General features: G+C 45.0%; 11 protein-coding genes and 2 pseudogenes. 7 read left to right on the plus strand and 6 right to left on the minus strand.

Going from position 1 to position 13345, the window contains the following annotated elements:
• Positions 1 to 123: 123 nt before the first annotated feature.
• A complete protein-coding gene (locus tag L1D22_RS07285; protein ID WP_048658353.1) occupies positions 124 to 1248 on the minus strand; it encodes a M14-type cytosolic carboxypeptidase in 1125 nt (374 codons plus the stop codon).
• A gap of 138 nt (positions 1249 to 1386) precedes the next feature.
• Positions 1387 to 1662, minus strand: a complete 276-nt coding sequence (locus L1D22_RS07290) for a nitrogenase-stabilizing/protective protein NifW (RefSeq protein WP_019824239.1) — start codon at positions 1660 to 1662, stop codon at positions 1387 to 1389.
• A gap of 306 nt (positions 1663 to 1968) precedes the next feature.
• Between L1D22_RS07290 and L1D22_RS07295 the strand changes: the two genes are divergently transcribed.
• The 3 genes from L1D22_RS07295 to L1D22_RS07305 all read left to right on the plus strand — a co-directional run bounded on the left by L1D22_RS07295 (position 1969) and on the right by L1D22_RS07305 (position 5889).
• Positions 1969 to 3063 carry a NapC/NirT family cytochrome c gene (locus L1D22_RS07295; RefSeq protein WP_239829219.1) on the plus strand — a complete coding sequence of 365 codons (1095 nt, stop codon included), beginning with the start codon at positions 1969 to 1971 and terminating at the stop codon, positions 3061 to 3063.
• A gap of 22 nt (positions 3064 to 3085) precedes the next feature.
• A complete protein-coding gene (locus tag L1D22_RS07300; protein ID WP_239829220.1) occupies positions 3086 to 5533 on the plus strand; it encodes a molybdopterin guanine dinucleotide-containing S/N-oxide reductase in 2448 nt (815 codons plus the stop codon).
• Between the two features lie 143 nt (positions 5534 to 5676).
• Positions 5677 to 5889 carry a TIGR02450 family Trp-rich protein gene (locus L1D22_RS07305; protein WP_026084164.1) on the plus strand — a complete coding sequence of 71 codons (213 nt, stop codon included), beginning with the start codon at positions 5677 to 5679 and terminating at the stop codon, positions 5887 to 5889.
• Between the two features lie 49 nt (positions 5890 to 5938).
• Here the strand turns inward: L1D22_RS07305 and L1D22_RS07310 are convergent, their stop codons facing one another.
• Positions 5939 to 6676, minus strand: coding sequence for an HAD-IIB family hydrolase (locus L1D22_RS07310; RefSeq protein ID WP_239829221.1), 738 nt, complete (start codon positions 6674 to 6676; stop codon positions 5939 to 5941).
• 661 nt (positions 6677 to 7337) lie between these two features.
• Here L1D22_RS07310 and proV point away from each other — a divergent pair.
• From proV to proX, 3 genes are read left to right on the plus strand one after another with little or no spacing between them, the layout of a single operon-like run.
• Positions 7338 to 8525 carry a glycine betaine/L-proline ABC transporter ATP-binding protein ProV gene (gene proV / locus L1D22_RS07315; RefSeq protein WP_239829222.1) on the plus strand — a complete coding sequence of 396 codons (1188 nt, stop codon included), beginning with the start codon at positions 7338 to 7340 and terminating at the stop codon, positions 8523 to 8525.
• 3 nt (positions 8526 to 8528) lie between these two features.
• A complete protein-coding gene (gene proW, locus L1D22_RS07320; RefSeq protein WP_239829223.1) occupies positions 8529 to 9623 on the plus strand; it encodes a glycine betaine/L-proline ABC transporter permease ProW in 1095 nt (364 codons plus the stop codon).
• A complete protein-coding gene (gene proX, locus L1D22_RS07325; protein WP_239829224.1) occupies positions 9616 to 10623 on the plus strand; it encodes a glycine betaine/L-proline ABC transporter substrate-binding protein ProX in 1008 nt (335 codons plus the stop codon). The genes proW and proX overlap by 8 nt, the downstream gene beginning before the upstream one ends.
• A 199-nt stretch (positions 10624 to 10822) precedes the next feature.
• On the opposite strand, the gene L1D22_RS07330 is transcribed toward proX, so the two are convergent.
• Positions 10823 to 11197: a nuclear transport factor 2 family protein gene (locus tag L1D22_RS07330; protein ID WP_239829225.1), complete on the minus strand. Its 375-nt coding sequence runs from the start codon at positions 11195 to 11197 to the stop codon at positions 10823 to 10825.
• A gap of 143 nt (positions 11198 to 11340) precedes the next feature.
• On the opposite strand from L1D22_RS07330, the gene L1D22_RS07335 reads away from it, so the two are divergent.
• Positions 11341 to 12207, plus strand: a complete 867-nt coding sequence (locus tag L1D22_RS07335) for a LysR family transcriptional regulator (RefSeq protein ID WP_239829226.1) — start codon at positions 11341 to 11343, stop codon at positions 12205 to 12207.
• A 191-nt stretch (positions 12208 to 12398) separates the two neighbouring features.
• Here the strand turns inward: L1D22_RS07335 and L1D22_RS07340 are convergent.
• Together L1D22_RS07340 and L1D22_RS07345 are read right to left on the minus strand one after the other, a co-directional pair.
• A pseudogene (locus L1D22_RS07340) lies at positions 12399 to 13058 on the minus strand (IS5 family transposase); the annotation flags it as partial.
• A gap of 31 nt (positions 13059 to 13089) precedes the next feature.
• A pseudogene (locus tag L1D22_RS07345) lies at positions 13090 to 13308 on the minus strand (transposase); the annotation flags it as partial.
• Positions 13309 to 13345: the final 37 nt, after the last annotated feature.

Genomic DNA, 13345 nt, shown 5'->3' on the forward strand with positions numbered 1-13345 from the left:
CCCAAGTTACTCATTTAAAAACGATATTAAAAAGCCCAGTACTGAAGTGCTGGGCTTTACTATATATGTAAGCAAACTAACGATACGGACAAACTAAGGCGCTTAGTCTGTCTATAGTTTGTTTTATAGCTCGTCTACTGTTGCCCAAACTGCCGCTAGCATGTCGTGACCAAACGCAACACTACGCTCTGGCGACCAACCGTACAGTTCGTCAGCGTGGCTGATGTGATCTTTAAATGGCATCTCGACTGTGTAAGCCAAACACTTGAACTGCTCACCAATCCAGTTTGTGCCAACTGTCATGTTCGCTTTTCCTGGCTCGTCTTTGTCGTAACCAAACTCATCTTGGAACTCTGGTGTAATCGTGAGTAGTGCTTGCTTGAAGTGATTCTCTAGTTTAGCAATGCGCTCGTTATATGAAGGCGTGCCTTCGCTACCTGCTACAAAGTTATATGGAATCGCTTCATCGCCATGAATGTCTAGACAAAGGTCTACGCCCGTTTCTAGCATGCGCTCGCGAACAAGGAATACTTCTGGGCTACGTTCCATAGAAGGCGACTGCCATTCACGGTTCAGGTTCACGCCAATTGCGTTGGTACGTAGGTGACCACGGATACTGCCATCTGGGTTCATGTTCGGAACAACGCGGAATACGACGCTATCTAGAAGAGAGCGACCTACCGTGTCTGTTTCGTCAAGTAGGCGTTGAAGCAGGCCTTCGATCAACCATTCAGCCATTGTCTCGCCAGGGTGTTGACGGCCAATAACCCAAATATTTTTCTTCTCTTCACTTGGCTCACCAATGGTTAGTAAAGTGATGTCATTGTTGTCTAGTGTGTGACCGAGAGTTTCTAGCTTACAAGCTGGGTGCGTTTGCGCGCTGTGCAGAAGGTCCTGGTGACGATCGTATGAATATGGTGCGAAGTACGCGAAGTACATTGAATCGTGCTCAGGAATGATGTCGAAGCTTAGCGTGTCACCATCGAACTGAGATGGAATGCGGAACCACTCTTCGCGGTCGTACGATGCAACCACATCGTAATCTTTCCAGCCTTCAGGGTATGCAGACGTTGCCAATTGGCCGATTTCAAAGTGGTGTGCTTGTTGAGCATCACTTTCTAAGCGGAAATGGAACCACTGAGATATTTCAGTCTGGTTGTCTGCTGGGATAGTCAGTTGGATGTTTTGTGGTGAATCTGCTGAAACGACGTGAATGTTGCCGCTTTCGAAGTTGCTGAAAATTTTCATTGTAGTTTTTATCTCGTAGTTGAGTTGCCGTAAGACTAACACACTTTTTTTCGAGCAAACCACTAACTAAATCGTAATGAGATGTTATTTCAACTATCTACTTTTTCGTTGTCTATTTTTGAACAACCAACTTTCCAACTATCGGCGCTGGCAAGTGGTACACCCACGACAGGCAGAGCGTGTGTGGCGATCTAACTTACTACGTTGTACCTTGCAGTAAGCGTTTTTCAATGCTCTTCGTCCAGAAAACCAATCGTCAGGTTTCGCAAGAATCAGATAACCATTAAATCGTTTGACGAGTTCGATTCTGTTCTGCTCGATGAACTTGCTATCAAACCCAATTTCAAAGTAATCAAGCGCTTGTTCGATGGAGGTGAAACTCGCTATTTTTTGCTGGAATTCTGTTTGGTTCATGGAGTGAAGAGCTTATGAAAAGAGTTAGTCGATATTGTATTAGATTTACAATTTACTTGTTTGACTTAGAAAGCCGTTTTGTATCGTTGATATTAGATTAATCAATAATAAACATTTAAGTGTAGTCTTGTATTTGGTAGGTGATTAGGTTTTGAGGGGGCTAATTTTTCAAAGTGACCGTGAGTTCTCAGAAAGGTTCAATTTCTGTTCCTCAGGTTGAGATTTATGATCCAAATCAAACAGACCTACCCCTAAAGTACTATTCTGATCTCAATTGTAACCAATTGTTGAAGATGATTAAGAATTATGACAATAAAAAAACGTTATATCGCACTAATAGCGGCGGTTGGTATAGGCATTGGCTGGTTAACCTTAGGGGGAACTGCAGCCGTTATGCACTATACATCGAGCACTGAGTTTTGTGTTTCTTGCCACACGATGGAAGCTCCCCACAAAGAGTATCAAGGTTCAGTTCACTTCAGTAACGCAAAAGGCATTCGAGCTGAATGTGCCGATTGCCACATCCCAACGGATCCGATTGACTATGTGATCACCAAAGTAAGAGCGTCTAAAGACATCTACCACGAATTCATCACAGGTAAGATCGACACGCCTGAGAAATACGAAGCACACCGTGAAGAGATGGCTGAAACAGTATGGGCTCAATTCCGTGAGAATGACTCAGCGACGTGCCGCTCTTGTCACGAATTCGATGCAATGGAAGAGTTCGAGCAATCTCGCGATGCGGCGAAAATGCACGCTTACGGTAAAGAGAACAACCAAACATGTATCGATTGTCATAAAGGCGTAGCGCACTTTGCCCCTGAAGCTAAGCTAGACAGCAAAGCCTTCGATACTCTGATTGCCTTTACCAAAAACACGCCAGTAGATGCAAAGGTGGTTTACCCAGTAACCGATATCGCAATGGGCGAGTTCGGTAGCGTAAACCCAACGGCCGAACTTGAAGTCGTTAAAGCTGAAGGCGACAACCGTACGGTGACTCTGAATGCGTTCCAAATGAAAGGCGCAGAGCAAGTGCTTTACTTCGGTGAAGGTCAACGTGCAATCGTTGCGACACTGACAGACAAAGGTCAAGAAGCACTGACTACTGGTGAATACAAAGCCGATGCTTACGGTAACGAGTGGCGTTCAGTGGCGTTAACGGGTGACATTACTGACCCAGTTGTCGATACCCTAGACCCAATCTGGTCTTATGCAGAAGAGTTGGACAATGTTTACTGTGCAACGTGTCACGCGAAGATTCCTTCAAATCACTTCACTGTGAATGCTTGGGGACCTGTTGCGAAGAGTATGGGCGACCGTACCGACATTTCTGAGCAAAACCTTGAGCTGCTGACTAAGTACTTCCAAAACCACGCGAAAGACGTTGTTGGTCACTAAAGAGAATTAGAAGGATAAAATTATGACTAATATGACCCGTCGTGGATTTATGAAAGGCACAGGTATCACTGCTGGTGCGTTGGCATTCACATCCTTGACGCCGATGAGCGCAATGGCTTCTGATAAGCGTGGTTCTGGTGTTCTAACATCAGGCCGTATGGGACCAATGCTGTGTGAAGTGAAAGATGGCAAGTTAGTGTCGACCACTAATGCACTGGCACAAACCGTTCCAAACAGCCTACAAACCACAGGCCCTGACCAAGTACACACCAAAGCGCGTGTTAAATACCCTATGGTTCGTAAAGGCTACTTGGCAAACCCATCTGCGCCTGAAGGTGTACGTGGTAGCGATGAGTTTGTTCGCATTTCTTGGGATGAAGTGTATAAACTGATTCATCAACAACACTCGCGTATTCGTAAAGAGCACGGTGCAGAGTCGGTATTCGCAGGCTCTTACGGTTGGCGTTCAAGTGGTGTGCTACATAAAGCGCAAACACTTTTACAACGTTACATGAGCATGGCTGGTGGTTACTCTGGTCACTTAGGTGATTATTCAACAGGTGCTGCGCAGGTCATCATGCCGCACGTGGTGGGTTCGATTGAAGTGTATGAACAACAAACGACTTACCCAGTCATCCTTGAGCACAGTGATGTGGTGGTACTTTGGGGTCTAAACCCAATCAATACCTTGAAGATCGCTTGGAGCTCAACGGACTGTGCGGGTCTTGAATTCTTCCACCAGTTGAAGAAATCGGGCAAGACAGTGATCGCGATTGATCCAATGCGTTCTGAGACTATCGAGTTTTTTGGCGACAACGCAGAGTGGATTGCTCCGCACCCAATGACTGACGTAGCCATGATGATGGGTATTGCGCACACATTAGTGAAGCAGGGTAAACACGACAAAGAATTCTTGGGCAAATACACAACAGGTTATGACGTATTCGAAGCTTACCTAATGGGCAAAGAAGACGGCGTTGAAAAATCTTCTGAGTGGGCGTCTGAGATCTGTGGTGTGCCAGTGAAGCAGCTTGAGCTACTTGCTGATATCTTCAGTAAGAACCGTACTATGCTGATGTCTGGCTGGGGTATGCAGCGTCAACAATACGGTGAACAACGTCATTGGATGTTGGTTACGCTAGCGACAATGCTAGGTCAAGTTGGCTTACCTGGTGGTGGTTTCGGTCTTTCTTACCACTACTCAAACGGCGGTAACCCTGCTCGTGATGCAGGTGTACTTCCTGCGATTTCAGCGTCTCTTGGTGGTGGTTCTTCGGCGGGTAACGACTGGGCAGTTTCAGGATCTGTGAACGCATTCCCTGTCGCGCGTATTGTTGAAGCGCTGGAAAATCCGGGTTCAAGCTACCATCACAATGGCCACAACCTAACGTTCCCAGAGATCAAAATGATTTGGTGGGCTGGTGGTGCTAACTTTACTCACCACCAAGATACCAACCGCTTGATCAAAGCGTGGCAAAAACCTGAGCTGATTGTTATCTCAGAACCTTACTGGACAGCAGCTGCTAAACACGCGGATATTGTGTTGCCAATTACTACATCGTTTGAACGTAATGATATGACGATGACAGGTGACTACAGTAACCAACACCTAGTGCCAATGAAGAAAGTCGTTGAGCCTCAAGGTGAAGCGCGTAATGACTTCGATGTGTTTGCGGACATGTCTGAGTTGCTTGCTCCGGGTGGCCGTGATGTGTACACCGAAGGCAAGACCGAAATGGAATGGCTGTATGGTTTCTACAAAACCGCACAGCAAGGTGGTCGTGGTCAGCGCATCGTAATGCCTAACTTCAGCAAGTTCTGGGAAGATAACCAACTCATTGAGATGAAGTGGAACGAGAAGAACGCACAGTTTGTTCGTTACGCTGATTTCCGGGAGAACCCAATCATGAACCCACTAGGTACGCCGAGTGGTAAGTTCGAGATTTTCTCAAGAACGATTGAAGGTTACCAACTAGACGATTGTCCAGCGCACCCTACCTGGTTAGAGCCAACAGAGTACACCGGCAATGCAAAAGATGGCGAACTGCAACTGATGACAGCGCACGCCGCGCACCGTCTACACAGTCAGTTCAACTACGCCAAGATTCGTGAAGAATACGCGATCGCAGACCGCGAGCCGATTTCAATTCACCCTGAAGACGCAAAAGCGCGTGGCATTAAAACGGGTGACTTGGTTCGCGCACACAATGGTCGTGGTCAAGTATTGGTTGGTGCATTAGTAACTGATGGCATCAAACAAGGCTCTGTATGTATTCATGAAGGTGGTTGGCCAGATTTAGATAAAGATACAGGCTTATGTAAAAACGGTGGCTGTAACGTACTTACGTTGGATATTCCGACCTCTCGTTTGGCAAATGGTTGTGCAGCGAACTCTGCGCTTGTGAAAATTGAAAAATACACAGGCCCAGTATTAGAACTGACGGCATTTGATCCACCTAAAAATGGTTAATCTCTAACGAGAAATAGCTAATTGAACGAAGCCAGCCTAACCGCTGGCTTTTTTTATGATCTTTTTTGCGATGGAAAGACTATTACTGTGTGTCGAGTAGACAACTCATAATAATCAACGACATCAAAGCAAGAGAGAAGCCCATGAATCGCATCAACCCAAAGAAGTTATTTCGTAGCAAATGGACAGCCGTTAGCCCTGTGAAGAAAGAAAAGCACTTTATGGTCACAGAAGTAGAATTTGATGAAGGGGAGGTCGTGCGCTGCATGATAGAGGCGGTCATGACCAAACGCGAAGAAGACATCAATTGGCGAGAGCTTACCGATAATCAAAACTGGCTTCCAGGCTGGAAGTAGGGCTAGAAGCCTGTTTGATTAGAATCTGTTGTTAATGGCAAACTGGCGTTTATCGGATATTCGACGCGCGCTTTTGCCAGTATTTGAGCCCCTCTAACACACCCTCGGCATGTGTTGCGGTGCTGGTATACACATTGTCTCTGTCGGACAGGTGCGCCACTTCGGGGTAATGGTTAGCGACTAATATCGAATTTACACCCTTTATCGTTAGCATGGATGTGTCGTTCGCAGAGTCGCCCGCGACACACACCTCTTCTACGCTCAAATCATGCTGCTTGAGCAGGTGATGAATCGCAGTAGCCTTATTGACTCCCTTTGGTGTGATGTCCAAATACCAGTCGTGGGAGTAGGTGAGATGCACATCCAATCCGTGCGACTCCAAACTTGATTCGATCAACTCATGTTGAGGCTTAGACAGCTTCCCTTCAAAAGTAATCTTGTAATCACCTTGATGATTTTTAAAGCGTTCGCCCATAAAGTCGAGTGGTGCGAGTGCTGTCTCTACTTTGGATTTGTTCCACGACGCTTCTAATTGGTTGTGCCAAACATGGTCTGGTTTTTGGGAATGAACATGATGAATTCTAGTGCCAACATCGCTGATAATACTGTGTGGTTTCGGGTAGTTATCAGACGCCAATCCAACTCGAATTGACGGCAGAGTTCTTCCTGTCGCAATGATAAAACGGATATCAGGTTGCTCAGTTAGGTAGTCAAATAACTGATTAACTCCATGAGAGGAGCCTCCATCCAGCGTCCCGTCAAAGTCACACACCAGCATTTTTATCATTCGAATTCCTTGTCTTTTTCTCTCATTCATCGCGGGGAAATGTCTATTTCTTTTATAAAGAATGGCTCAGCTGTGAGCACTCTACAAGTTGTCTTGCGGCTTAGATAATCGATATTGAACAGTTTGCAGCAAGTATCACAGTTGGTGTGATGTTTTGAAATTCTGGGTTGAAAAGGTCGATTTTATCTCGCTGGTTTTAGCAGCTCCCCCTTTGTTTTTTAGGCTAAATAGGAGTAGGGATTTACTCCTTGCAGCAGATAGGATGCTTTCATTTAAAACGTAGTGAAATCTAAATAAATAGTTCGTATTCGAATTGTTTGTGCACGAACTATTCTGGCGCGTCCTTGCTCTGTTTAACCTAACAATCGCCAAAATTTAAAATAAATATTCAATAATCTATCAGTAAGTGATACATAATTTTTAAGAATTCCACCCTTAATTAATTTTCTTTATTATCAATGTTTTGTTTTTTTTGGGTCGGTTTTCTTTCTTAGGTTTACCTGTCGGGTTTGTAGTTTTATTATTTTTTACAGTATGGAGAACCTTGATTTATCTTTGTGAATTAATTAGAGTACTAATCGTTTTTCGAGTTTAAATAAACCATTTTTAAGCTTAAATAACCGTTTTTAAGTTTAAAAACACTAAGAAAGGATTAGATTTCATGGATCCCATACTGGAAGTTAAGGGACTATACAAGGTGTTTGGTGAAGACACCGACCGTGCTTTTACGATGATTAATCAAGGTGCGGACAAAGACAAAGTTTTCGAAGAGACAGGTCTAACGATCGGCGTTAACGATGTTTCTCTTAGTATTCAAGAAGGCGAGATTTTCGTAATAATGGGACTGTCAGGATCTGGCAAATCAACCCTAGTACGCCTTCTAAACCGCTTGATTGAACCTACCAAAGGCAATGTGCTTCTACGAGGCAAAGATATTGCCCACATCTCAGAAGATGAACTCCGCGAAGTCCGCCGCAACAACATCTCCATGGTTTTCCAAAATTTCGCATTGATGCCCCACATGACAGTGATTGAAAACGCAGCGTTTGGCCTTGAGCTTGCGGGTGTCGATGTTGATAAACGAAAAGAGTCAGCTCTGGCCGCACTAGAGCGAGTCGGTCTTGGTGCGCATTCGGAGTCTTACCCAGATGAGTTGTCTGGTGGTATGAAGCAGCGTGTGGGTTTGGCTCGCGCTTTAGCATGTGACCCTGACATTCTGTTGATGGATGAAGCGTTCTCCGCACTCGATCCATTGATTCGTACTGAAATGCAAGACGAGTTAATCCGACTTCAAAATGATGATAAGCGTACGATTGTTTTCATCTCGCATGATTTGGATGAAGCGATGCGTATCGGTGACCGAATTGCGATTATGCAAAATGGTGAAGTGGTTCAAGTTGGTACTCCTGACGATATTCTTAATAACCCTGCTAACGATTATGTCGAAGCCTTCTTCCGCGGTGTGAACGTAGCAAGTGTACTTACTGTGAAAGACATTGCACGTAAGAAGCCAGCTGCGGTATTTAAGAAATCAGAACACGACGGCCCAGCGTCCGCTCTACAAATTTTGATGGATAACGACCGTGAATACGGCATCGTCGTCGAGAAGAGCAGCCTTTACTCCGGCATTGTCTCTATCGACTCGCTTCGCAAAGCCCATAAAGAGAACAAATCACTCGTCAGCGCACAGCTCGATGATGGATTAACTCTCAACCCTGATTTACCAATCAATGATGTTCTTGGCCTTGTTGGTGGTGTGCCTTATTCCGTTCCTGTTGTGGATGAACAAGGTAATTACTTTGGCGTTGTGACTAAGTCACGACTTCTACAAACATTGGATAAGGGGTAGATCATGTCGTCGGAACAAACAAATAATGACCCATGGTCGCAAGCAGCTCCCTCTACTCAGCCAGCGAGTGATCCTTGGGGCCAAACAACTGAGAGCGCACCATCTACGGATTGGTTAAGCAGCGAAACCGTTGAGGTTACTCCTTTTGACCCACTGAACCCTTTCGCTGAAGCCGTACTACCAGTCGATACTTGGGTTGAGTCTGGTCTGAATTGGTTGGTTGAACATGGACGCCCACTGTTTCAAGCAATCCGTGTGCCTATCGATTTCATCCTAAGCTCATTTGAAACAGCATTGGTTTCTACGCCAGCACCATTCATGCTGATCATCTTGTTTTTAGTCGCATGGCAGTTTTCAAATCTTAAGCTTGGTGTTGCTACCGCAGTATCCTTGACGTTCATTGGCTTGATTGGTGCTTGGTCTGAAGCCATGACCACGCTTTCGTTGGTTATGACATCGGTCTTCTTCTGTTTATTGATCGGTTTGCCTATGGGGATATGGCTTGCCCGCAGTAACACAGCGGCTAAATTCGTTCGTCCAATTCTGGATGCGATGCAAACCACGCCAGCCTTCGTTTATCTCGTACCCATCGTAATGTTGTTTGGTATCGGTAACGTTCCGGGTGTTGTTGTGACCATCATATTCGCACTGCCACCAGTGGTACGTTTAACCATTTTGGGTATTCAACAGGTACCGGAAGAGTTGATCGAAGCCGGTCATTCATTCGGCGCGAGCAAAAAGCAGATGCTTTATCGAATTCAACTGCCATTAGCATTGCCAACCATCATGGCGGGCGTAAACCAAACACTGATGCTGTCGCTATCTATGGTGGTTATCGCATCAATGATTGCGGTAGGTGGTCTAGGTCAAATGGTACTGAGAGGTATCGGCCGTTTGGATATGGGACTGGCCGCAGTCGGTGGTTTAGGCATCGTTATTCTCGCCATTTTATTGGATCGCATTACCCAAGTGTTGGGTGTGAATGCGGGCAACACAAAATTACGCTGGTACCGTATGGGGCCTGTTTCCCTTGTACTTAATGCTTTAAATCGCGGTAATAAATCAGAACTTCAATTAAGGAAAAACACCAATGAATAATTCATGGAAGAGCAAACTTGCAGTGAGCATCGTTTCTACACTGGCTGTATCAACGAACGTGTGGGCAGCAAGTCTACCGGGTGAGGGTGTATCTGTTCAGCCTGTTCAATCGTCTGTAGCAGAAGAAACATTCCAAACGTTGATTGTTAACCGTGCTCTAGAAGAACTCGGCTATGACGTAAAAACAACACAAGAAGTGGACTACAACGTAGCTTACACTTCTATTGCAAAAGGTGACGCAACGTTCTTAACCGTAGGTTGGTTCCCGCTTCATGCTGATAAGTACGCTATGGCGGGTGGCGATGACAAATTCTACCGCGAAGGCCAATATGTAAGTGGTGCTGCGCAAGGTTACCTGATTGATAAGAAAACGGCAGAAAAGTACAACATCACTAACATTGGTCAGTTAACTGATCCAAAAATCGCAAAGCTGTTTGATGCAGATGGTGATGGTAAAGCAGACCTAACTGGCTGTAACCCAGGTTGGGGTTGTGAGATGGTTATCGAACATCAACTGTCAGCATTCAAACTGGACGATACAGTAACTCACAACCAAGGTAACTATGCGGCTATCATCGCAGACACGATTTCACGTTACCAAAAGGGTGAATCAATCCTTTACTACACGTGGACACCGTACTGGGTAAGTGGTGTATTGGTTCCTAACGAAGACGTAGTATGGCTAGAAGTGCCATTCTCTTCACTTCCTGGCGAGCGTTCTGATGTCGATACTACTTTATCTAACGGTAAAAACTACGGCTTCCAAATGAACTCAATGCGTATCATCGCGAACAAAGAGTTTGCTAAGAACAACCCATCAGCGGCTAAGCTTTTCGAAATCATCAAACTTAACATCAACGATGTAAGTGCTCAGAACATGATGATGAGTCAAGGTAAGAACAGCTCGGCTGATATCGAAGCGCACGTAAACGGTTGGATTAAAGCAAACCAAAGCACGTTTGATGGTTGGATTACAGAAGCGAAGAAATCAGCACTGTAACTTTGACTTGCATTTGCTCTGTCTTACCAGACATTTTTATTCGAAATGATGAGCGTGTTGAGTGATTGTGTAGAGTCACTGAATCATTTTCAAATGAAGTGAAAAGACGGCAAGAATGATGATTAATAAAGCCAGCAGTCCTATTGGATTGCTGGCTTTTTGTTTGCTGTTTCTATGCACTACACTGCGGTTCTAGCTTCTAGCGTTCGCCTTGAACTTCGAAGTCATCGCTTACTAAGCGAGCACAGCCATCCGCTTCTAATGCCCAGTGTTCACGGTGCACAACACCAAACGCTTTATTCATTGTCCAGCTAGCGGTAAGAATGTAACCACCTTCTGGGTGCTCTTCCCACTTAACATCTGTGTAATCAACGTCTTTGAAGCCTTGGTCAATGATGTTTTGCCAAAATGCTTGAATCGCTTCACGGCCTTCAAAAGTGCCGAATGGGCGAGCTTCCATTACACAAGCCTCAGTGTATTGGTCTGCACAACCTTTTGCATCTTGGCTGTTGAATGCTTTTTGCCATGCGTTAATGCCTTGCTTACATGCTTCTAATACTTTGTTGTTTAACATTGTTATTCTCTCCATAGCAGTCTTCTCTCAAACACTGTTTCTTTGATTTGGTATCTCGATAAGTTGGATTCAGTTTAGACTTGGAAATTGAATCGAAAAACAGAGATAATAGAAAATACTGTATGTAAAAAGAGAACAATAAGATGAGTAAGCTAAAGCAGATGTCGATTTTCGCTCATATCGTAGAGCAGGGCTCAGTCTCGGCTGCGGCTGAAAAGCTAGAGTTGTCTAAATCTGTCGTCAGTCAGCACCTCAAGATTCTGGAACAAGAGATCGGCGCTTCACTCCTTAAACGCACAACACGAAGACAAACTCTGACAAGCATGGGTGAGCGCTTTTATTTGAGTTGCAAAGACATCAATGTGATCGCTGAATCGGCTTGGGATATGGCAAAAGCCGAATTAGAAGAGCCGCAAGGTCGGATTCGAATTACTGCTCCGAATGCATTGATGGACTTGTTGGTTGCGCCTGTTATTGCAGACTTAATGAAGCAGTACCCGAAACTAAAGCCGGAACTGATCAGTGATGATCAGCACTTGGATTTCATGGTGCACGATATTGATCTCGCGGTACGAGTGGGTAGCTCGCGTGACAGTAATCTAAAGCAGAAACGGTTAGGCGAGTTTAAAGACGTGTTGTGTGGCGTAGAAAGCATGCGAGAGCGAGAGCTTGAATCGCTTCCTTACATAGCCAACTCTTGGCAAGGAAAACAGGTGACTCATCACTTTAGTTCTCAAGGTGAGCAAGACTTTGTCTATCAACAACAAGCCAGTTGTACCACTAATTCATTCCATAGCTGCCTTGCCTTAATCAAATCAGGCGTTGGTATTGGTGTGATCCCAGACTTCTACCTTTCTCAGTTATCGAATGAGGTTGTCGACATCATGCCTAGCTTTCAATTGCCGACTAACACCGTTTATGCGCTGAACCCATTCGCTTCCAACACTCCTATCGCCATCCAAATTTGCGTTCAAGCATTAGAAGAGAAGCTCAAATATGGATTTGTTTAAACACTGATAACCTTATTTTGTAATGGTTGGGAATACTGTTGTTAGCTCTTTTGAATCTGGAATTCTAGCCTGTACTTCGTTTCCATGTTACGCATAAGCATCTACGTTATTGTTTGTTCAGCTACGCAGCTTCTGACAGTGGCGTATTAACGATAAAGGCGATAAATTTGTCGACCAGAAGTGGGTTAAATTGCCCCTTCTCGTGGTGGGATAAGCGCAACCGCTCGCTTAATCCGTATCGCATCATGACAATTCCTTGTGTCATAAGCACCATCACCTGATATTTCAATTATTTTACGACGCGTTTGCTTGAGTAAGTTGGGGAGCACTTCGGCATCGGTTACGTTAGATAAACTCAGCTCTGCTGCGACTATTTCGTGAGYGCTTGTATCTACTGCAATATGCAGTTTACGCCAGACTCTGCGCTTCCYATCAGAACCATGCTTCTTGACCTTCCATTCACCCTCGCCATAAACCTTGAGGCCAGTGGCATCAATTGCCAGGTGTTGTATTGCTCCTCTGGTTTTGGTTTTAAATGAAACCTCAACTTCCTTAGCTCGGCGGCTTATACAGGTGTAGTGCGGGCAAACAAGCGGGATGTTAGCCAGCTTAAATACAGAGTCTAGAAAACCTTGTAGCGCTCTCAATGGCATAGAGAAAATGCGTTTCACCATCAGTGCGGTAGTAATGGCTAAGTCGCTGAATCGGCGAGGTCTACCACGCTTGCCTTGTTTGTTTTGTTTCCACTCAGCTATCGTTTCCTCATCAATCCAAAAGGTCAGAGAACCACGGTTGATTAAGGCTTTGTTGTACTGCTTCCAGTTAGTTGTTTTGTAACGAGGTTTAGGCATGAGGCTACGACGATTGATGGGTGTAGCCGNCTTGTAGCGCTCTCAATGGCATAGAGAAAATGCGTTTCACCATCAGTGCGGTAGTAATGGCTAAGTCGCTGAATCGGCGAGGTCTACCACGCTTGCCTTGTTTGTTTTGTTTCCACTCAGCTATCGTTTCCTCATCAATCCAAAAGGTCAGAGAACCACGGTTGATTAAGGCTTTGTTGTACTGCTTCCAGTTAGTTGTTTTGTAACGAGGTTTAGGCATGAGGCTACGACGATTGATGGGTGTAGCCGCTCAGATC

This window comes from Vibrio sp. Isolate34 (assembly GCF_022397915.1).
GTDB lineage: Bacteria > Pseudomonadota > Gammaproteobacteria > Enterobacterales > Vibrionaceae > Vibrio.